Source organism: Klebsiella sp. 141251, from assembly GCF_050600725.1.
Taxonomy (GTDB): domain Bacteria; phylum Pseudomonadota; class Gammaproteobacteria; order Enterobacterales; family Enterobacteriaceae; genus Klebsiella; species Klebsiella aerogenes.
Genome location: NZ_JAQIRG010000001.1, coordinates 841,689 through 861,087, shown reverse-complemented (window position 1 = coordinate 861,087; position 19,399 = coordinate 841,689). Strand labels below are relative to the sequence as shown.

Annotated in this window: 18 protein-coding genes and 1 pseudogene; 5 read left to right on the top strand and 14 right to left on the bottom strand. The window is 51.4% G+C overall.

Annotated features, from left to right (window positions below; genetic code table 11):
* Positions 1-307 precede the first annotated feature (307 nt).
* From PGR09_RS04080 to PGR09_RS04070, 3 genes are all read right to left on the bottom strand, one after another.
* Complete coding sequence (locus PGR09_RS04080; protein WP_430915813.1) at positions 308-1,324, bottom strand: patatin-like phospholipase family protein; 1,017 nt, start codon at positions 1,322-1,324, stop codon at positions 308-310.
* 78 nt (positions 1,325-1,402) lie between these two features.
* The gene (locus tag PGR09_RS04075; RefSeq protein WP_430915811.1) at positions 1,403-1,978 is read right to left on the bottom strand and encodes a lysozyme; all 576 of its coding nucleotides are present in this window, start codon (positions 1,976-1,978) and stop codon (positions 1,403-1,405) included.
* A gap of 132 nt (positions 1,979-2,110) precedes the next feature.
* Positions 2,111-2,767 carry a hypothetical protein gene (locus PGR09_RS04070; RefSeq protein ID WP_430915810.1) on the bottom strand — a complete coding sequence of 219 codons (657 nt, stop codon included), beginning with the start codon at positions 2,765-2,767 and terminating at the stop codon, positions 2,111-2,113.
* A gap of 721 nt (positions 2,768-3,488) precedes the next feature.
* Here PGR09_RS04070 and PGR09_RS04065 point away from each other — a divergent pair.
* The 4 genes and pseudogenes from PGR09_RS04065 to PGR09_RS04050 all read left to right on the top strand — a co-directional run bounded on the left by PGR09_RS04065 (position 3,489) and on the right by PGR09_RS04050 (position 7,981).
* Entirely contained in the window at positions 3,489-4,835 is a 1,347-nt protein-coding gene (locus PGR09_RS04065; protein ID WP_430915809.1) for an amidohydrolase, read from the top strand.
* Positions 4,836-4,870: 35 nt separating this feature from the next.
* Positions 4,871-5,298, top strand: a pseudogene (locus PGR09_RS04060) (LysE family translocator); the annotation flags it as partial.
* Positions 5,299-6,326: 1,028 nt separating this feature from the next.
* On the top strand, positions 6,327-6,767 hold the full coding sequence (locus PGR09_RS04055) for a hypothetical protein (RefSeq protein WP_262854531.1): 441 nt from the start codon (positions 6,327-6,329) through the stop codon (positions 6,765-6,767).
* Between the two features lie 368 nt (positions 6,768-7,135).
* Positions 7,136-7,981 carry a hypothetical protein gene (locus PGR09_RS04050; RefSeq protein ID WP_262854530.1) on the top strand — a complete coding sequence of 282 codons (846 nt, stop codon included), beginning with the start codon at positions 7,136-7,138 and terminating at the stop codon, positions 7,979-7,981.
* Between the two features lie 520 nt (positions 7,982-8,501).
* Here the strand turns inward: PGR09_RS04050 and PGR09_RS04045 are convergent.
* Positions 8,502-8,993 carry a DUF2938 domain-containing protein gene (locus tag PGR09_RS04045; protein WP_430915840.1) on the bottom strand — a complete coding sequence of 164 codons (492 nt, stop codon included), beginning with the start codon at positions 8,991-8,993 and terminating at the stop codon, positions 8,502-8,504.
* Positions 8,994-9,073: 80 nt separating this feature from the next.
* Between PGR09_RS04045 and PGR09_RS04040 the strand changes: the two genes are divergently transcribed.
* The gene (locus PGR09_RS04040) at positions 9,074-9,472 is read left to right on the top strand and encodes a helix-turn-helix domain-containing protein (RefSeq protein WP_020079217.1); all 399 of its coding nucleotides are present in this window, start codon (positions 9,074-9,076) and stop codon (positions 9,470-9,472) included.
* A gap of 55 nt (positions 9,473-9,527) precedes the next feature.
* Here PGR09_RS04040 and PGR09_RS04035 read toward each other — a convergent pair whose 3' ends face one another.
* The 10 genes from PGR09_RS04035 to flgD all read right to left on the bottom strand — a co-directional run bounded on the left by PGR09_RS04035 (position 9,528) and on the right by flgD (position 19,388).
* Positions 9,528-9,914 (bottom strand): VOC family protein, encoded by a 387-nt coding sequence (locus PGR09_RS04035; RefSeq protein ID WP_047043681.1) that lies wholly within the window; start codon positions 9,912-9,914, stop codon positions 9,528-9,530.
* Positions 9,915-10,117: 203 nt separating this feature from the next.
* Positions 10,118-11,077: a flagellar hook-associated protein FlgL gene (flgL, locus tag PGR09_RS04030; RefSeq protein ID WP_015704938.1), complete on the bottom strand. Its 960-nt coding sequence runs from the start codon at positions 11,075-11,077 to the stop codon at positions 10,118-10,120.
* 21 nt (positions 11,078-11,098) lie between these two features.
* Positions 11,099-12,748 carry a flagellar hook-associated protein FlgK gene (gene flgK / locus PGR09_RS04025; protein WP_015704937.1) on the bottom strand — a complete coding sequence of 550 codons (1,650 nt, stop codon included), beginning with the start codon at positions 12,746-12,748 and terminating at the stop codon, positions 11,099-11,101.
* A gap of 250 nt (positions 12,749-12,998) precedes the next feature.
* The gene (gene flgJ / locus PGR09_RS04020) at positions 12,999-13,943 is read right to left on the bottom strand and encodes a flagellar assembly peptidoglycan hydrolase FlgJ (RefSeq protein ID WP_430915808.1); all 945 of its coding nucleotides are present in this window, start codon (positions 13,941-13,943) and stop codon (positions 12,999-13,001) included.
* A complete protein-coding gene (locus PGR09_RS04015; RefSeq protein WP_015367323.1) occupies positions 13,943-15,043 on the bottom strand; it encodes a flagellar basal body P-ring protein FlgI in 1,101 nt (366 codons plus the stop codon). Before PGR09_RS04015 ends, flgJ begins: the two co-directional genes overlap by 1 nt.
* A 39-nt stretch (positions 15,044-15,082) precedes the next feature.
* Positions 15,083-15,784, bottom strand: coding sequence for a flagellar basal body L-ring protein FlgH (gene flgH, locus PGR09_RS04010; RefSeq protein WP_015367324.1), 702 nt, complete (start codon positions 15,782-15,784; stop codon positions 15,083-15,085).
* An 82-nt stretch (positions 15,785-15,866) separates the two neighbouring features.
* The gene (flgG, locus tag PGR09_RS04005) at positions 15,867-16,649 is read right to left on the bottom strand and encodes a flagellar basal-body rod protein FlgG (RefSeq protein ID WP_015367325.1); all 783 of its coding nucleotides are present in this window, start codon (positions 16,647-16,649) and stop codon (positions 15,867-15,869) included.
* Positions 16,650-16,683: 34 nt separating this feature from the next.
* On the bottom strand, positions 16,684-17,439 hold the full coding sequence (locus PGR09_RS04000; RefSeq protein WP_430915806.1) for a flagellar basal body rod protein FlgF: 756 nt from the start codon (positions 17,437-17,439) through the stop codon (positions 16,684-16,686).
* 12 nt (positions 17,440-17,451) lie between these two features.
* On the bottom strand, positions 17,452-18,666 hold the full coding sequence (gene flgE / locus PGR09_RS03995) for a flagellar hook protein FlgE (RefSeq protein WP_015367327.1): 1,215 nt from the start codon (positions 18,664-18,666) through the stop codon (positions 17,452-17,454).
* A gap of 44 nt (positions 18,667-18,710) precedes the next feature.
* Positions 18,711-19,388 (bottom strand): flagellar hook assembly protein FlgD, encoded by a 678-nt coding sequence (gene flgD / locus PGR09_RS03990; protein WP_430915805.1) that lies wholly within the window; start codon positions 19,386-19,388, stop codon positions 18,711-18,713.
* Positions 19,389-19,399: the final 11 nt, after the last annotated feature.

The window sequence follows — 19,399 nt, the reverse complement described above, 5'->3', positions numbered from 1 at the left end:
GTGAATGTAATCAGGTTGCTTGTGAAATAATATTAATCATTGCATTATAAAGATCATCAGATGCTCCACGTAGAGCATCTATACCCTAAATAACTCGAGTTGCAGGAAGGCGGCGACGCAGGGAATCCCCAGGAGCTTACTCCAGTAAGTGACTGGGGTGAGCGAGGAAAGCCAACGCACATGCAACTTGAAGTATGACGGGTATAAACCATGTAATTCAATAGAAACTTATATTCTACCTCCTCATGAATTAGCGCAAAACAATAATGTCAAATTCGGTCCGAGCCGGTATAAATGAAGAGCCCCCCTACGTCTTAAACTTGAAATCCCCACCATTACTGACCAACAAATTAGCAATTTCAGTTAATGTCTCATCAAATACAGCTGCGTTTTGTCGTCCTGCATTACGCAAAAGTTCTAAATTTTCTCGCGATGCGTTATCTAAAGCAGGGTCTGCGCCATATAGCTCAGGCTGTATTCTGTAGTACTTAGAGTTAGTTACCGTTGAGGCAATTTGTTGTAAATAATACGCGGTCATCTGTGGCCCCCCTTCGAGAGCAATATCGATCACAGGTTTTGCCCAACCAAAAGGGCCCCAGTCCTTAATTTCGGAATAGGAGTAACCCTGTAATTTTTTACCAGTACCAAGCGAAACAATAATCATATCTTTGATGCCAGCAACATTGCTGAATTTAATGGCTTCAGAGTAGGCACAGAGCGCAGGGTCGTTTGCCGCCACACCACCATCTACAAGAACAAATTTTTCTGGTACAGGGAGCAATGAGTAAATTCGCGCCGCCTCAAAATACGTAGGTGCCGCAGAAGTACCGCGTAAAACATCTCTGACAAGAAAATCTCGATTCTTAGCTACTGCTGAGTGCTGTTTAAAAATAATGGGGAGACGATTGCTTACATCATAAGCAACAAAACAGGTCGGCCTTAATAATTCGCTCAGTTTAATGTCACCAAATGCCGTGTTTAACACCCTCTCCAGCTCTTTTGCTGAATATTTCTCATCAGCTGCGCCGCCTAATGAACTGATTGTTTTCCAGAGACCAACATCGAAAATATCATCACCGTCCTCAAGATAAAAATTAACAGCTTCTTGAGCGGTGAATTTTGGTTTTCTTTTAGCTCCTGGGCATACATAAGCAGCGCAAAGAATAGCACCAGTACTGGTTCCAGCGACTAAATCAAAATAATCAGCAATTCTTGCTTCTGGTTTCCCTGATATTGATTGTAGTTTTTTCTCCAACTCGACCAGAATCATACCGGGAAGGATGCCTCTGATCCCTCCGCCATCTATAGAAAGTATTCTCATCATAGTTTTCACTCCTCTAAATAAATACAGAACAATATAGGTTTTGCTCCTTTTAGGATACCCACGAACTGAGAACAAAAATTATTTAAATGTTGGCCAATCATTGAGGCTATCGATTTCATTCCATGCTCTAATACAAGCATTTACGGAATCGATACCGATAAAAATGGCCGCTTCTGCCCAGCGACGTCGCAACAAACCAAGGAGTGGTTTACCCTCCTGGCCGATCCACTTACGCATTTCATCTGGCACCTTTGTCTTTTGGTCCGAGTTTATATATTTTAACATTGTTGATTTAGTTAGATTTCCAGCTCCGAGATTATATGTCCACGAGATTAAAGCTGCTGCCTCCCACTCCAGTAGTGGTACGTGGACTCGTTGCTGGACAGTATGTGCAGCTCCTTTCATATCCCGAAGAAGCAAACTTTCTGCATCAGCCTCCGTAATTGGCGCCGTTTGCGGAGTAACCGCTTTGCCTGTTGCATCAATTATGGTGCCATACCCGATAGTCCATGTGCCTCCAGGGATTGAACCGTTATCGTCATAGGGCGAACTATAGAACCCCTCAATTCGCTTGATTACAGATGTAGCAGATTTTGGTACCGTCGCTCGATCCCACTGATTCATGCCAGTAATAATGTTTGAGGTATTAGTCATCATATCTCCAGTTAATGTCTTAATTATCAATAAAACCCATGTAGAAAAACACATGAAAATATAATCACAAAAGAATGACACCATAAGTTATTAAAACCAATACAACTGCAGAGAAAAATAAATTATAAATCCCTAAGGCGTATCAATTTGTTTGTTCTGAGGATGATTATTCTCTTGGGTTAATTCATTACTTTTTTGCACAAATGAACCGATAAACGCCCCAAGAGTTAGTTGAGCCAGATCATAGAACTTAGGAAATACAAGACTTAAAAAAGCTAAAACAACTGTCAAAACGATTGTCGCCAAAGGAAGACCTGTAAGCCCAATCTTTGTAAAAGTACCAGTCATACCAGATAAACTGCTTAATCGAATGTATTCTGTTATAGCCTTTTCATTACCTTCTTTTATTGCAGGGGCTAAAAGCGAATAGTCCTGTGGTGGTATAACCTGCTGCGAGACTGCTCCTGCAGAACGCAACAAACGCATGCCAACCAAGGCGCAAATAACAGCAGATATACACATCAATAGAGGCATCATAAGGAATGAAATTATTGCACCAAAAAAATTATATTTATCTTTCTCGGTCATTACTGTTGAAGTAGGTAATTTAGCATCAAAAGTCTCCCTCACACTAATCATTGGACCTTGTTGAGCAAGATAAAATAAACAATAACCCAAAAGTAAAAAAAGGACTGATGCGCAAAGCAAAAAGAATAACCCACTGTATAAAAATATAGCTGGAGATTTGTGTGTTTGATTGAACAAAGGAACTTCCACAGGAGCAACCATAATTTACCTCCAGTGTACGACAACTAACATTAATTTTAGCCAAGCTCAAAAGAAGAGCATTACAATGTTGACCCGCAAGAATTGTGTCCGCTAACAAATCGTTAAAGCGAAAACCAACCTGAATGGCTATCGCTGATTATAGCCCGCCTTTTTTAAATTATACGCTATCGGATGAAAAAATATTTAATCACATTAGCGATGGGTGCTATGTTTCAGGTTACCCACACTCGGATACCGCCTCTGAAGCTGCGCTGCCAGAGATTACGCAAAAATGGACCAATACCCTGTAGGCTATAGATAAGCAATGTCTTCTGTTGACATATAGTACACCTCCTGAAGCACCGCAAACTCTGCGCACAACGGAAAGCCATCTGAATTCATATATAATATCTGGGGAGAATGACGGTAAGATCCGCTCCGCCCCCGGGGGACACAATAACTTTGGCCGATAAGATAATGTAATCATACCATGTACAACAGGCGTTACCGTACCTTCGCATAAATCGCTATTCTCCCCCTACCTTGCGGCTAAAAAGAACATTTCTCCTACGGGAAGTTAGTAACCCATTGTTACTATGCTGTTTTAGCCGTTTCGCCTCACAAAAACAAATAACGCATTTGACGAATGGATGCTGCTGACGCATACACAAATACCTGTGCTATTCAGTGAGCGGGTTATTTTCCGCGTTCAGGGCAATAATAAAATAAGGAATCAATTAAGATGATGATATCCCGGAGATCGCTTATCGGCAGCGCCATTGCCAGCAGCGCGCTAATGGCCGTAGCGAGTGGACGTGCGTTTGCGCAAAATGCGCCAGCACAGGCGGCCGACAATAAACCGAAGCTGCCTGCGTCAGCGTCGCCGATTTTGCTAAAGAACATCGTTATTGGAACGGCAAGCGCGCCAACGGATGTCCTGATTGCAGAAGGCAAAATAGCCCGTACGGGCCACGCCTTATCCGCAGCGAATGCGCAATCGATAGATTGCACGAGTTGTCTGCTGTTACCCTCTTTCATTGATACCCACGTCCACCTCGACAAAACGCGCTTCGGCGCGCCGGAGCGTCTACACCATATTGCCACCGCCAGCGTAGCGGAACGAGCGGCCAACGAACGCAAACTGCGCGTAGAGCTTAAACATGACCCCTACCTTTATGGTTCCAACCTTGTACGGCAGATGGCGGCAATGGGTACGACGCATCTGCGCAGCCATATCGACATCGACCCGCTTACTAAGCTGTCCGACGTTGAAGCCCTGATGCGCATTCGTGAGAATTTTAAGGGCTACATGAGCATGGAGTTCGTCGCTTTTCCGCAATCAGGGATTATTAAATCGCCAGGCGTTGCGGATTACATGGCTCAGGCGCTGGATATGGGCGTGGAATACATCGGCGGCCTCGACCCGCAGGGTTTTGATAACGACCGCAAAGGCCACCTCGATGTCCTCTTTGCCCTGGCGGAAAAGACCGGTAAGCCGATCGATATTCATTTGCACGAGCCGGGTCACATGGGGCTGGCTTCCATCAAAGAGATTATTGTTCGCGGCAAGGCGCTGGGGATGAAGGATAAAATCACTCTCTCACACGCGTTTTCACTCGGACAAATATCCGAAAGCGAACTGAACGCCGTTCTGGCCGACATGGCTGACTTAGGCGTCCGCGTTATCGGCACGGCTCCGGGCAATGTCGCATTCCCGCCTATCGAACCACTATTGGATGCCGGAATTCTCTACGCCGCGGCGAATGACAATATTCAGGATATGTGGTCACCCTGGGGAGATGGCGATCAACTGCAACGCGCGAGAACTTTCGCCTATAGCGCCAATTACCGTGCGGATGCGCCGTTGATGCGTCCCTTCGAGATGATAACCCGTATTCCGGCCCAGCATATTAATCTGCCGAACCACGGGCTGGAACATCTGAAGGAAGGTAACGCCGCCAACCTGGTGGTTCTGGAAGCCAGCGACGTACCGGCGTCCGTGTTATACACGCCGCCGCGCAAGCTAGTATTCAAAGACGGTATTATTATTGGTCGTGACGGCAAGAGCGCTATACCGCAGAAAATCTGAGTTCACAGGGATAATCTGGTGCGAGCCAATCGCATTTGCTGGCGGTTTCAACGTTGGCTTACACAATTCTGAAAATCGGCGGCACCGCCTATCTGTGCTGGCCTGGCATACAGCTACTGTGCGGCCTCAATCGTCTTTCAACCACGATAATGGCAGCGTATCTTCACACAACAACTGGTTTATCAGAGGGATGCCTGGGAATGTGCTTAACCCCAAAATGGGCATATTCTATATCTCGTTTTTGCCTCAGTTTATTCCTGCCGGGCACTCCCCTTTACTATGGACATTTATCCTGGTCAGCATTCACGTCACGATCGGCACTCTCTGGTCAGTGACGCTTATACTGTCCACGCATTTTGCTTCAACCACCCTGAAAAAAAGCAGTGTTATCAGCATCATGGACAGAGCAACCGGCGGCTTATTTTTGTTTTTGGCGGCTAAACTGGCTATCAGTTCGAGATAATCCTGGCCGATAAATGATGCCCATCTATGGCATCGCTCGGGAGATATGCTTTGAGCGAGAAGCGGAAGTTGGAACTCCCGAAGCCTTGCCTATTCACCCGTCCACTTGGCGCAGACTTCTCCGCTTAACATTATGCTGGTAAATTACCCATGCTATGTCATTGATGGTTCAGGGTTTCTTTTATGTTATCGACTCTGACATTCCTGATATCCGAACTGCGCGAAGATCCATAACGTAAAATCACCTGCTTTAAGTAACTGAATCACGGCAAAAACCGATAAGGTCAAGAGGTGAGTAGCGCATGGTCGTCCATTCACGCTCTGAAACCATTTATGGACATCATATTGCAGAGGATTTAATGGTGGTACATGCATATTTCAGAGCAGGGGTAACAGCAAGGGAGCACTTAACTCACATCAGATTTACCTAACAAAGAAGAACAATTGAGTCACATGCAGTATATTATTCTTGTAAAAATAGACAAATAGTTTATTAGATCGAATATTAGAAAATTCCGAGATTAACATCTTATTTATGCAATATAAAAACCTGCAACCACCGGAGCCAACAAATACACTTTGCATCAACTAGTTATGTATATACACCACAGAATCCAGAGCTTTTTTGCATCCTTGAAATTCAACAAGTTAAATAACCAATAACTTGTAACTCTAAATACTAAACGAGTTGTATAAAAAAATAATGAACCTAAACTTTTGCATTAGGCGACTCAATGGATAGATTATTACCAATCAAAGCAAAGACACTTGCTGTTAAATTCGAGTCATCTGCAGCATTAACAATAACCGCTGTTGATATTAATCAATGGTGCAGGCTTGCGTCTTAATAAATATGGTACGTCTCTTAGCTCAGCATTCCTACAACAGTCATAAAGAGAGAGGTTTTTCATTTAAAAATTTTTAATCAAAAAATATGCAATACCTACCGTGGATATTTCAACAATGTTTTATGATAAAAACAACCACAACACATCTATAAACTAATAATTTTAAAACGAAGAGGTTAAAATGAGAACAAATAATATTCTATATGCTGTAACTGGCATTATCTTCATTATGTCAACAACGACTAACGCAAGCGAAAAAGTACCGAAAGGTGCGTTAGTTGTTCGTTACGGCGCCGCAAATATGGATGAGAATTATGAAAATCAGGATGGATATCCCGATAACTTGCAAAATGTTTCGGCTCTTTGCTCCCGAAAAGACTCTGGCGCGAACCAGGGTTTAGTAAATGATTTAATAGGCTCGGATAAGACTCGAAAGAGCATCTGGAAAAAAGCAGGAGCGACAAAAGCCTCAACTTTAATAAATAAAAATGCCAAAATTGAAGCAGACCCGCTACCAAAGAATCCGAATCATTGTTTAATCAGTAACATTAGCTTAGCGAATATCAAGGGGACATGGGTTATTTATGTTAACCCCCCAGAGTTAAGTGTTCATGGACAATAACTCGCGGACTTAAAAGAACTGCATTTGTTGATATCGCGCAAATGTGTGTAGATATATGCCACTGGTCAGCATGATAAGACTCTATAGCGTATCTACAATCAATTAAAATAAACACACTTCACTAATTACGGAGGTAATATGCATAACTGAAAAATATAATATGCTTATAAACATTTATAGTTAATGTGATTATTTTTAATTCGAGTGTTTCATTTTCGGCATAAGCGAAGGCTCAAACTATATGGCTAGTAATTTAACAAATAACTTGTCATGTAAAGTTATATCATCATCTACATCTAACCTAAATCAAATGTTTTCGTGTTGATTCCATTTGATGTTTACGAAAAACAATATTATAGGAGTTTGCTATGTTCAATGAAAATGCAGTACAGTCGGCACATGAATATTTCAGAAAAATTTATGATTTAAAAGATGCTGAGGTTCTTTCAGAGGATCTTCCACTTGTTCAAGGGCTTTCTAAGGAGGGCGCTGTTCAATATCAAACATATCAATTTAATGATGCTCCAGAAAATTTGAAGGAACAGGTCAAAGTAGGTCGTTTACTAATGGAACGCTTCGTAGGTGTAGCCAGTGCAGCTGTTAATAAAAAGGCACCCAGTAGCACCGACAAGTATAATTTCGAGCAATGGCAAGAAGTCACTAAGTATCTTACCAATGCGTTTTTCACAGATCCTGTTTCAGGTGACAGAAGTTTAAATACGTCAGTACAAGGTATTGAGATTGCAAAAAGTGTAATTAACTTTGCATGTAACGTTATAGCAGGCGATGTTACAGCCTTCGCAAACTTTCTGAAGGGATTTGGCGACGGCCTCAGTGCACAAATGAGCAAAACGCAAGCTGACTATAATTATTTATATGCATATTCTACTCATGATTTATTCAAAGACCAAAGCGGTAACATATTTTACAAACCTAGCTTTCTTGTATATGGAACTTACTTTAGCCAGGAGCAAAAGAAAATATCTACATCCTGTGCCTCATATAATGAAGTCAACCTTAAATTTGGTGTAAATACAATTGGCGGGACATTTAAAATTGAAGAATACATGAGCAACGATAAGTTTAAGGCAGCAGTTGATGATTTTCTGGATAAATATGAAGGGAAATCAATCAAAGATACAGATTCATACTTTGACGGGATATTTAATAACTCATCCCCTTCTGCATCTTATCAATACAAAAAGTCAGAATAAGCCTATTTATCCAATCAAGGTAGAAGATTGACTTATTTAAAAGACTATAAGAGAGTAGGCATTATTTGCCTACTCTCAGTTTTTACAAAAATAAGCAGCGTGTTGATTTTTATATAACTCGACCAAGTAAGGTGGAATTGGTGCTATAAAGCTATACCAGACTGCACGAAAGGTAAGAGCAAGCCCTAAAAGTAGATTCCTCTATTTGCTATCGGAAGGTCCACTTTTGGCTGTGAGTTCTTCGTTTCATGGCCCCCCTTGATTAAGGATAGCGTTGCATCGGCCCATTGAACTCACAGCAAAAAGCAGGTTTCGACGTACAAATGCAACGCGCTAAAAAACTCAATGCTAACAATCTTCTGCAGCTTCTTGTCCAGAAACGTGAGCCTGTACATGAGAGCCCACCACGCTTCTTCCGCCTGGCAAAAAAGCACGTCTTCCGCGTGTAAAAAGAGTCTGCTGCGATACGCCTGCTATACCTGCATTCGCTGACGGTAAAACGCGTACCAGCGAATACCTATCAAAGTAATGAGCACCACGAAAGTACGCTCGTCGCCAGATACAGCCCGATTCCGTAGGCCAGGTGCGCCACCAGGCTCAGCGAACGCGCCAGCCACGGTCGGGGAGTCCGTGAGGCCGCGACGCCAAAACCAAATGCGGGCTGCAGGATCAAGAACGGCGCGAATAAGGTTACGACCCCTGACAGCAGCGCTGTCGCCAGAGTGGGGGCATAAAACCAATCGGCGCCGCTCAACACAAGCGGCACCGCCGCAAAAGCGATACCGATCAGATAATGGCATAACCAGCCAATAAAACGCTCACCCTCTAGCGGAGGGGTTGCGGCGATGGTGTTATGCCGCACTTTCCCCCGCGAAAGCCATAACGCCCAGCGACCGACCAGCGCATAGTTCAGCGGCGCAATCTTGAGTATATGCTTCTGAAAGAGCGACCATAAATCCATGACTAACGTGGCGCCGAGGCCCGTCAGCAAAATTTGCACAGCAACAATCATCTTCAATTTATTCTTCCTTTTTATGAGCCAATGCTACTCTGTTGACCAGTGTGCAACTTAAAGCGAGGTTTAAGTCAATCATGAAAGAACTGGATATCCGCGAGGTCGCGACGCTGTCCGGCATTACGCCTTCAGCGCTGCGTTTTTATGAAAAGAAAGGTTTGATCAAACCGATTGGTCGTCATGGTCTGCGAAGGCAGTACCATGAAAATGTGCTGAACAAGCTGGAACTGATCGTGCTGGGACAGGCCGCCGGCTTTTCGCTTTCTGAAATAGCCGGGATATTTAACGCTGACGGCAAGATAGCCATTGATAACCAACGGCTTGAGCAGCGCGCGCAGGAAATTGATAACACCATTCGTCGGTTACAGCTGTTAAGCCAGGGGCTAAAACACGCCGCCCGCTGTACTGCGCCGGAACATATGCAATGCCCTGAATTTAAAAAAATTGTGGCGAAGGGCATTAGACTGTTTAAATGAACATCCCTGTATTGGGGCTTGCTGAGGAAGAATTAGCGCATTGAGGCGCGAGTCTTTATCCCCACGCTTTATTCTGGAGTACCACCCTGTAGCCATCTGGATCAACGAACGTTTGGCCATTGACATCCCAGTAAGGGTTAAAAGAATTCGTCAAGTTAAAGCCCGCTTCGCGCATTCTGGCGCAAGCATCTAGCCACTCCTTCTTATCCGGGTAATACAGCACGAGTAAATCTTCCTCCGTCTGCAAGGGTTGCACGGGATGATACTGGCACCAGGTAAATTCTATATGCCAGCCGAGCCCCTGTCGCCCTAACATTATTCCATTAAAACCATCGTGATCGTTGAATTCAGCAATTTTGTGTAAGCCCAGTCCCTGGCAGTACATCAAACAGGACCGTGCAAGATCGGTGACGGGTTTAGCGATACGCATATGAGTAAACATCCTGGATTCTCCTGAAGAGGATACGGTGTAAAGGTTGGGATCCGGTTTGAGTTTACACGCTACGATGTGGTGAATTTGTCGCTGAGAGCCCACCCGCTCTCTTCCCTAATCAGGCCCCCGAAAAAAAGGGCACCTCACCCCGCGTACACAGAGAGAACGGGATGTGGTGCCAAGGTGCTAAATGAAAAAGTGGATATTCGTGATTAGCGATTCATCTGAAACAGCGACATGCCCTGCATATCGCTGAAGGTTTTATAAGATGCCTGCAGCGCCGCCTGCTGCATAAAATAAGAAGAGATAGATTCCGCAAGGTCAGCATCAGTCAGGGCGCTCATCTGCAGCTGGTTGGTCATATCACGCTCTTTGCCGATGCTATCGAGCTGATCCATCTCCTGTAGCTGATTGCCCAGCTCAGCGCGCACGCTCAATACTTTGTTGTAGGAGTTATCGAGGCCGCGGTTGGCCTTCGCCAGCGCATCGTTCACCTGCTGTTTGGTGGCGTCATCGGCCCCCTGCAGCGGCGTTTTCAACGCCTCCAGCGCAATATCGATACTGGCGAACACATCGGCGACCGGCGCACTGCCGTCCGGCTCCGGCTTCGGATTGCTGGTCAGCGCCATAAATACCGAATTACCGGTATGGCCGATGGTCATCGTACGGTTGGCGTCAACCTTCTGTTCCACGGTTTTATTGCCGCCCTGATAGCTAATCTTGCCGTTAGTATCGACAAACGGCGGCTTATCATTCTCATAGCCGCCAAACAGGTAGCGTCCGTTGCCATCGGTACTGTTGGCCTGGTTGAGCAGTTGATCCTTCAGCCCCTGTAGCTGGGTCGCCAGCGAATCGCGGTCGTTATCGCTCTCGGTGCCGCCGGCGTTAACAATCAGCGCCTTGATATCAGATATCGTCGAGGTGGCTCCGGAAAGCACGGTCTCTTCCATTGATACGCTCTGGCGGGCGAATGTGCGCGCCAGAGTATACTGATTGTTCTCGGCCTGCGATTGCGACAGCATCACCGCCCGCGATGCCGCCAGCGGATCGTCGGAGGGATTAATCACCTTCTTGCCGGTTGAAAGCTGCTCGGCGGCCTTCATAAACAGCGACTGATTGCCGGTGATGCCGGTCATGTTCTGTTGGTACATCATGCTGGTGCTCATGCGCATGCTGTCAGTTCCTCAATACAATCAACGAATATTCAGCAGCGCGTCGAACAGCGAGCTGGCGGTCTGGATCACCTGGGCGTTCGCCATGTAGTACTGCTGGAAACGCAGGAGCTCGCCATACTCTTCGTCGAGGTTTACCCCGGAGAGCGACTGCTGTTGACGGGCCAGTTGGGTGACGATACTGGACTGCGATTCGCTGCTCACCTTCGCGGCGGCGGTCTGGTTGCCCACGCCGCTGACGATCCCGGCGTAGGCGCCGCTGAGCGTCGCTTTGCCATCCACCAGGTTTTTGGTCTGCAGGTCGAGCAGTTTTTTAGCGTTATCGTTATCGCCGCGGCCGCTGTCATCTTTACCGGCGGCGGCGATTTTCGCTGAATCGGTAATCGCCACTTTCAGGTTGCCCGCCACGTCGCTGACCGGCTTCACCGTAAAGCTATCTTTCTGCTGCGGGTTGCCATCAATGCTGACTTCGAGACCATCAAAGCTCAGCGTCGGGTTACCGTCTGCATCTTTACCGGCGGTGGCGTTGACTTTGACGTTGTCCGGCAGACGGCTGACCTGCCAGTTGGCGCCGTCATACTCCACGCGGTAGTCGTTGGCTTTTACCTTGCTGGTATCGGTATAGGAGACCGACAGCGAGGCATCGCCGGTATTGCGCGTGTTATCAACCACCCGCGCGCCGCTGAAACTGAAGAAATCGCCCCCCTGCTCACCGTTGAGATCGAAGCCCTCGCGGTGCTGCTGGTTAAAGCTATCGGCCATCGCCAGCGCCAGTTGCCCGAGCTGATTGCGCACGCCGTCCAGCGTCTCGCTGCGAAAACGCAGCACGCCGCTCAGGCTGCCGCTGGTGATCTGCCCTTCCGGCACTTCGCTGGCGCCGCTGCCGCGGTTATAGCCGAGAGTCAGGCGCGAAGGGTCGCTGCTGGAAGGGATCGCTTCCACCTGATAGCTGTTGTTGCCCTGCACCAGGGTCAGGCCGTTGGCGAAGGAGACGGTATAAGCGTCGCCGTCCTGCTGGGTTACCTGAACGCCCACCAGTTGGTTGAGTTCGCTAACCAGCTGATCGCGCTGATCGAGCAGCGCGTTCGGTTCGCCGCTGGCGCTGCCGCGCAGGCGGGTAATCTCATCGTTAAGACGGGCAATCTGCTGGCTATAGCTGTTAATCTGCTGGGCGGTGTCGTTAATCTGCTGATTAACGCCGCTGTCCATGTCGCGCAGATATTTATCGGTATTATTAAACTGGTTGACCAGGCCGTTAGCCTTACCCAGTACCGTCTGGCGCGCCGCGTCGTCGCCGGCGTTGCTCACCAGGTTCTGCAAATTGGTGAAAAAATCCTGCAGGCTCCCCGACAGGGTATTAGTTTTGCTGGCCAGCAGATTATCGATCTGCGAAATCTTTTCGTAGTAGGCGTTCTGCGAACCGGCCGCGCTCTGCGCGCCGCGCAGCTGATTAGTGATGAACTGGTTATATTCGCGGTTGACGCTGGTCACGGTCACGCCGTTACCGATAAAACCGTTCATAGTGGCCAGGCCGCCGTTTTGGGCCAGAATCGCCGTCTGCCGGTTATAACCCGCCACGTTGTAGTTAGAGATATTGTTGCTGACGGTACTGAGCGCCACCTGCGCCGCATTCAGTCCGCTCATCGCCGTATTGATTAAGCTATTGGACATCAGGGTTCCTTATGCTGCCAAGTCAATTCGCTCAGCTTGCCCTTGTTATCGGTCAGAGAAGTAAAAACTTGAGTAAATCTGCCTGCAAAATTCCGCAGCCGCTTTTATGCCGGATGTCGCTACCGCTTACCGGGCTACAGCACTGTGCGATGTGGTAGCCCGGACAAGGCGCAATGCGCCGCCTCCGGGAAAACATATCGCAGCAGAATTAACCGGGAGCGCGAGCCGGGAGAAGGCGCGACCTTCGAACCTAGAACAGATCGTTAATATCCGCGGCATAGGCTTTCACCGCCTGCGCCCCGGCGTGCTTCATCTGCTGAATCACGCTGACCAGCTTGCTGGCGTATTGCGGGTCGGTGGCGTAGCCCGCGCGCTGCAGCTCGTGCGCCGCCTGCTCCGGAGTGGACGCTTCGGCAACCGAGGCATAACGCGGGTTGTTGGTCAGCAGCTTGACGTAGTCAGCAATCGCCGAGAAATACGAATCGTAGACGCGGAATTTGGCCTTCACCTTCTTCGCCACCCCCTGTTCAAATTCGGTAGTGGTGATCTCGGTAACCGGCCCCTTCCAGTTGCCCCCGGCCTTAATACCAAACAGGTTGTAGCTCGGGGTACCGTCAGCGGTCAGGATTTCGCGCTGCCCCCAGCCGGATTCCAGCGCCGCCTGGGCGACTATCAGCTGATGCGGGATCCCGCTGCGCTCACTGGCGGCACGCGCCGGCATTGACAGACGGGCAACGAAGTTGCCGTTGTTGAGCGATAGCGGCGCGGCAGCTGGCGGCGCTTTCGGTACCGCCTGGCGGATCATCTGCTCCAGCGCCTGATTCGGCAGCGTCTGCAGCACCTCATTATCCAGCGCCATCGGCGCGGTGCCCGCCGTTTCGCTGGGGACCGCGTTGGCATTGCTCATCTGCTTGACCATCATGTCGGCCAGCCCTAATCCCTTTTGCGACATCTGCTGGGCAATCTGCTGATCGTACATCGAGGTATAGAGCCGGGTCTGGTCGCTGCTGAGTACGCCATCCTGCGGTAGCGCGGCGCGCATGCTCTTTAGCATCATCTGTACAAACATGCCTTCGACCTGCTGCGCCACCTGCTTGAGGTTGCCCTGCGGATCGGCGGCGGCATCGCGCTTCAGGCCGTTCAGCGCCTGGGCGTCATAGGCGGCGCCCGACATCGCCATAACATCGCTGGCCATTAGATAATTTCCAGTTTGGCGCGCAGGCAGCCGGCGCTTTGCATGGCTTGCAGAATCGACATCAGGTCGATTGGCGTCGCCCCCAGCGCGTTCAGCGCGCGCACCACGTTGTTGAGGTTGGCGCTGGCGTTGATTTTCTGCAGCGAACCGCCCTGCTGCTGCATTGAAATCTGGGTATTCGGCGTGACCACCGTCTGGCCGCCGCCGAACGGCGTCGTCGGCTGGCTGACGCTGGTTTGTCGGTCGACCACCACCGACAGGTTACCCTGAGCCACCGCGCAGGAATCAAGAATCACCTCGCGATTCATCACCACCGAACCGGTACGCGAGTTGATAATCACTTTGGCATCCATGGCGCCAACGTTAACGTTGATATTCTGGATCTCGGCGAGGAATCGCACCTGCGAGCTATTGCCCTGCGGCACCAGTACCTGAATGGTACGCGCATCGAGCGGCGATGCGGTGCCGCCGCCGCGCTGGCGGTTAATCGCATCGCTAATCTGCTGCGCGAGGGTGAAATCTTCATCATTGAGCTGCAGGTTGAGCACCCCGCCGCTGCCGAAAGTAGTCGGCAGTTCGCGCTCGATGGTGGCGCCGTTGCTGATGCGTCCGCCAGCCAACTGATTGACCTGTACGCTGCTGCCGCCCGCCGCCGCGCCGGCGCCGCCCACCAGCACGTTGCCCTGGGCCAGCGCATAAACCTGGTTATCCACCCCTTTGAGCGGCGTCATCAGCAAGGTCCCGCCGCGCAGGCTTTTAGCGTTGCCCATTGATGAGACCACCACATCGATATTCTGCCCCGCGCGCGCGAAGGGCGGCAGCTTCGCCGTGACCATCACCGCGGCGACGTTTTTCAGCTGCATGTTAGTGCCCGGCGGCACGGTAATGCCGAGCTGCGATAGCATGTTGCTCAGGCTTTGGGTGGTAAACGGCGTTTGCATGGTCTGGTCGCCGGAGCCGTCGAGCCCCACCACCAGGCCGTAGCCGATTAAGGCGTTATCGCGCACGCCCTGTACCGTCACCAGATCGCGAATACGCTCCGCCGTCGCCGGTAAGCTGGCCGCGCCGATTAATAGCGCAATGATGAGTTTTTTAACCATGTGAATCTCTTTTCAGTAACACCGCAAATGGCCCGCCCATTAGTACGGGGAGACGTTGAGGAAGAACCGCTGCAGCCAGCCCATCGTCTGCGCTTCATTGATGTAGCCGTTGCCGACATACTCGATGCGCGCGTCCGCCACCTGCGTTGAGGTGACCGAGTTGCTACCGCTGATGGTGCGCGGGTTAACCACCCCGGAGAAGCGAATGAATTCGGTGCCCTGGTTAATGGCGATCTGTTTTTCCCCCACCACGTGCAGGTTGCCGTTGCTCAGTACCTGATTAACGGTGACGGTAATGGTGCCGTTGAAGGTGTTATTGGCATTCGCCCCGCCTTTGCCGCCGAAACTGTTATCGCCGGAAATATCCATATCGGCGCGGGCGTTGCCCAACAGGCCGTCTAAGTAGCGCGGCGCGGTGGCGACGCCAAACTTGCTGGAACCGTTACGGCTGGCATTGGCGGAAGAACTCTTGCTGGCGCTGACGTTTTCCTGCAGCACGATGGTTAGCGTATCGCCAACGTTGCGCGGGCGGCGGTCTTCAAACAGCGGCTGATAGCCGTAGTTCATCGGCTGCGCGGCCTGAAAAATAGAGCCGTTCGGTACCGGCGCGGTCGGCGGCGCGGGCTGCGCCGAGGTCGAGCCATCGACCAACGGTTTATGCGGAATGTACGCGCAGCCGCTCAGCGTCAGCATCACCATGCCCGCCAGCAAGCGTTGTCCCTGGCGCGGCAGGGTGGCCATCGAATGTGTGGTTACCACGGGGTATCGCCTTTGTTACACCAAAAAAGCGACGGGCGCAGCAGGCGACGCCCGTCATCAAACATTACAGCTGGGTCAGCTTCTGCAGCATCTGATCCGACGTAGAAACCGCTTTGCTGTTGATTTCATAGGCGCGCTGGGTCTGGATCATGTTGACCAACTCTTCCGCCACGTTGACGTTAGAGGTCTCGACATAACCCTGGTAGAGCATGCCGGCGCCGTTCAGGCCCGGCGTGCTCTCATTCGGCGCGCCGGAGCTCTCCGTTTCCTGGTACAGGTTCTCGCCCACGCTTTCGAGGCCGCTGTCGTTAATAAAGGTGGTTAACGTCAGTTGCCCGACCTGCTGGGCGGCGGTCTGACCTTGCTGGGTGACGCTCACGATGCCATCGCGGGCGATGGTAATGGTCAACGCGTTGGCCGGAATAGTGATCGCCGGCTGCACCTGGAAACCGCTGGCGGTCACCAGTTGGCCGTTCTGATCGATCTGGAACGAGCCGTCGCGGGTGTAGGCCTGGCTGCCGTCCGGCAGCAGCACCTGGAAGAAGCCCTGGCCTTTAATCGCCACGTCTTTGCTGTTGTTGGTCTGCGACAAGTTACCCTGGCTATGCAGACGTTCGGTGGCGACCGGGCGCACGCCGGTACCGATCTGCAGGCCGGAAGGCAGCGTGGTCTGTTCGGAGGACTGCGCCCCCGGCTGACGCATGGTCTGATACAGCAGGTCTTCAAACACCGCGCGCTGGCGTTTAAAACCGTTGGTGCTGACGTTCGCCAGGTTGTTGGCGATCACGTCCATATTGGTCTGCTGCGCATCAAGACCGGTTTTCGCAATCCATAAAGAGGGAATCATTGGTTATTTCCTTTGGCCGCGGGCCGACTGGCTATCAGCTTACTGACAGCAGAGAATTCGCCCGCTGTTCGTTCTCATCCACGCTGTGGATGACCTTCATTTGCATTTCAAAGCGACGGGCGTTGGCGATCATATCGACCATGGTCTCCATCGGCTTGACGTTACTGCCCTCCAGCACGCCCGGCATGACCCGCACCTGCGGGTCGTTGGCCAACTGGTTGCCGCGGCGCTGCTGGGTTTCCGGGGTCAGGCGAAAAAAGCCATCATCGCCGCGCATCACTTCGCGCGCATCGGCTTTCACCAGCTTCAGGCGGCCAATCTGTGCGATGGTGTTCGGCGGGTCGCCGGGATTCAGCGCCGAAATGGTGCCGTCGGCGGCGATAGTGATTTCCGCCGACGGCGGCACCTCAATCGGCCCGCCGTCGCCCTGCAGCGGCATCCCCTGCACCGTTAGTTGACCGTTGGCCGAAACCTGAATGCTACCGTTGCGGGTATAGGCTTCGTCGCCGCCCGGCAGGCTGAGCGCCAGAAAACCGTCCTGCTGCAGCGCCACGTCCAGCGGGCGCCCGGTGTAGTTCAGCGCCCCCTGGCTCATATCGGCGCCCGGCGTCGAGGCCGCCACCAGCGTGCGGGTGGCGAGGCTCGGCCCGTCTACCGGCACCGCGCGCAGCGCGGCGAGCTGGGCGCGAAAGCCCGGCGTCGAGGCGTTGGCGAGATTGTTGGCGGTAATCGACTGTTGCTCCAGCGTCTGGCGCGCGGCGCCCATCGCGGTATAAATCGCGTGATCCATAACTCAGTTCCGTTAGCGCAGGCTGACCAGCGTCTGCAGGATCGAATCCTGCGTCTTGATGGTCTGGGCGTTGGACTGATAGTTACGCTGGGCGACAATCATGTTCACCAGCTCCTGGCTCAGGTCGACGTTGGACGACTCCAGCGCGCCGCTGGTCAGCTTGCCAAAACCGCCGCCGCCGGAGAGTCCCACCCGTGGCTGGCCCGAGGCGCCGGTCTCCTGCCAGACGTTATCGCCCTGTGACGCCAGCCCTTCCGGGTTGGAGAAGTTGGCCATCACAATCTGCCCCAGGACCTGGGTCTGCTGGTTGGAGTAGATACCGACGACGGTACCGTCATCGTTAATCTGGAAGTTGGTGTATTCACCGGCGGCATAACCATCCTGCGCCACTTTACTCACCGAATCGCTACCAACGTTCTGCTGCATACTACCGGCGAAGCTGAGCGTGAAGTTCTGCGCCGGGGCGCCGTCTTTCGCGCTCATCGGAATGGTCATACTGAACTCGCCCGCCTGGCCGTTAACGCTGACCAGGTTGCCGCTGGTATTGAACTCCATGGTGCCCGCGCTGACCGCAGCAGCGCTGCCGTCCTGGGTATAGACCTGCCATTTGTTATCGTCGGTTTTCACGAAATAGGCGTTGATGTTGTGGGCGTTACCCAGCGAATCGTAGGCGGTGATGGTGTTGACGTAGTTATAGCTATCCTGCTTCGCCGGGTCGAAGGTCTTGTTCTCCGGTACTTTATGCGTCGACTTCAGATTGGCGACCATTTCGCCGGAAGTCGACGCTTTGGCGTTCATCATCCCTTCCGGAATGCTCAGCGGTACCGGGTTGGCGCCCTGCTGAATGGTCGGCGGCGTGCCGGCGGCCGGATAGCCGGTAAGCTGCAGCCCCTGCATATTGGTCAGATTGCGGTTTTCGTCCAGCTTAAACTGGCCGTTGCGGGTATAGAAAATGCCGCCGTCTTTATCCTGCATGCGGAAAAAGCCGTTGCCGTTAATCGCCACATCCAGCGCGCGGCTGGTGCCGGTAGTGGTGCCGCCTTTAAAGTTCTGGGTGATCCCGGAAACTTTAACCCCCAGCCCGACCTGCGAACCGGCGAACATATCGGCGAACGACACGCTGCCGGATTTAAAACCCGCGGTCGCGGAGTTAGCGATATTGTTGCCAATCACGTCGAGATTGGTGGCCGCCGCATTTAAGCCGCTGACTGCCTGAGAAAAGGCCATGTTACTCTCCAAATATTGAGGATATCGATAAAATCAGGTGCGAATTACAGGATCTGCCGTACTTCTTCGAGACTGGCGTTACCGGCAAGGCCGAGATCCAGCTTCGCGCCGTTGCTGTCGTTAATCACACCGTTAACCATGCCGAAGTGCAGGCTACGCGCCACCAGCTGCTCGCCGTTGCCCTTGGCGTTAATCGCCACTTTATAGGCGCCGTCCGGCGCGGCGGTACCATCATCCAGCGAGCCGTCCCAAGTAAAGGCGTGCACCCCGGCGGTGAGGCCGCCAATCTCAATGGTCCGCACCACCTGGCCGTTGGCGTTGGTAATGGTTGCCGTGACCTGATCGGCGGCACGCTCCAGTTCGACGCCAAACGGCGTGGTGCTGACCTGGCCTTCTTTGCTGCCGACCAGAATGTTATTACCCGGTACCATCACGCCGTGGCCGATCAGCGCGCTGGCCTGCAGCGACTGGTTGCTGTTGATCTGCCCGGAGATCGCGCCAAGGGTGGTGTTGAGTTTTTCGATGCCCTGTACGGTATTAATCTGCGCCAGCTGCGAGGTCAGCTCGTTGTTCTGCATCGGCTTGGTCGGGTCTTGATTTTTCAACTGCGCCACCAGCAGCGTCAGGAAGCTGTTATGCAAATCCTGGCTGGTGCTGCTTTTGCTGGCGGAATCAAGAACCGCGTTATTGGTCGATTCATTGGTGGTTGCGGCGATAGCCATCGGGATCTCCG

Bases quoted from the DNA above. Each gene is read 5' to 3' on its own strand.
- PGR09_RS04035 (WP_047043681.1), bottom strand. From the start codon at position 9,914: ATGTTTACTCATATGCGTATCGCTAAACCCGTCACCGATCTTGCACGG.
- flgJ (WP_430915808.1), bottom strand. From the start codon at position 13,943: ATGGCCAGCGATGTTATGGCGATGTCGGGCGCCGCCTATGACGCCCAG.
- PGR09_RS04065 (WP_430915809.1), top strand. From the start codon at position 3,489: ATGATGATATCCCGGAGATCGCTTATCGGCAGCGCCATTGCCAGCAGC.
- flgD (WP_430915805.1), bottom strand. From the start codon at position 19,388: ATGGCTATCGCCGCAACCACCAATGAATCGACCAATAACGCGGTTCTT.
- PGR09_RS04080 (WP_430915813.1), bottom strand. From the start codon at position 1,324: ATGATGAGAATACTTTCTATAGATGGCGGAGGGATCAGAGGCATCCTT.
- flgH (WP_015367324.1), bottom strand. From the start codon at position 15,784: ATGGCCACCCTGCCGCGCCAGGGACAACGCTTGCTGGCGGGCATGGTG.
- flgE (WP_015367327.1), bottom strand. From the start codon at position 18,666: ATGGCCTTTTCTCAGGCAGTCAGCGGCTTAAATGCGGCGGCCACCAAT.
- PGR09_RS04015 (WP_015367323.1), bottom strand. From the start codon at position 15,043: ATGGTTAAAAAACTCATCATTGCGCTATTAATCGGCGCGGCCAGCTTA.
- PGR09_RS04070 (WP_430915810.1), bottom strand. From the start codon at position 2,767: ATGGTTGCTCCTGTGGAAGTTCCTTTGTTCAATCAAACACACAAATCT.
- flgK (WP_015704937.1), bottom strand. From the start codon at position 12,748: ATGTCCAATAGCTTAATCAATACGGCGATGAGCGGACTGAATGCGGCG.
- PGR09_RS04050 (WP_262854530.1), top strand. From the start codon at position 7,136: ATGTTCAATGAAAATGCAGTACAGTCGGCACATGAATATTTCAGAAAA.
- PGR09_RS04055 (WP_262854531.1), top strand. From the start codon at position 6,327: ATGAGAACAAATAATATTCTATATGCTGTAACTGGCATTATCTTCATT.
- PGR09_RS04045 (WP_430915840.1), bottom strand. From the start codon at position 8,993: ATGATTGTTGCTGTGCAAATTTTGCTGACGGGCCTCGGCGCCACGTTA.
- PGR09_RS04000 (WP_430915806.1), bottom strand. From the start codon at position 17,439: ATGGATCACGCGATTTATACCGCGATGGGCGCCGCGCGCCAGACGCTG.
- PGR09_RS04075 (WP_430915811.1), bottom strand. From the start codon at position 1,978: ATGACTAATACCTCAAACATTATTACTGGCATGAATCAGTGGGATCGA.
- flgG (WP_015367325.1), bottom strand. From the start codon at position 16,649: ATGATTCCCTCTTTATGGATTGCGAAAACCGGTCTTGATGCGCAGCAG.
- flgL (WP_015704938.1), bottom strand. From the start codon at position 11,077: ATGCGCATGAGCACCAGCATGATGTACCAACAGAACATGACCGGCATC.
- PGR09_RS04040 (WP_020079217.1), top strand. From the start codon at position 9,074: ATGAAAGAACTGGATATCCGCGAGGTCGCGACGCTGTCCGGCATTACG.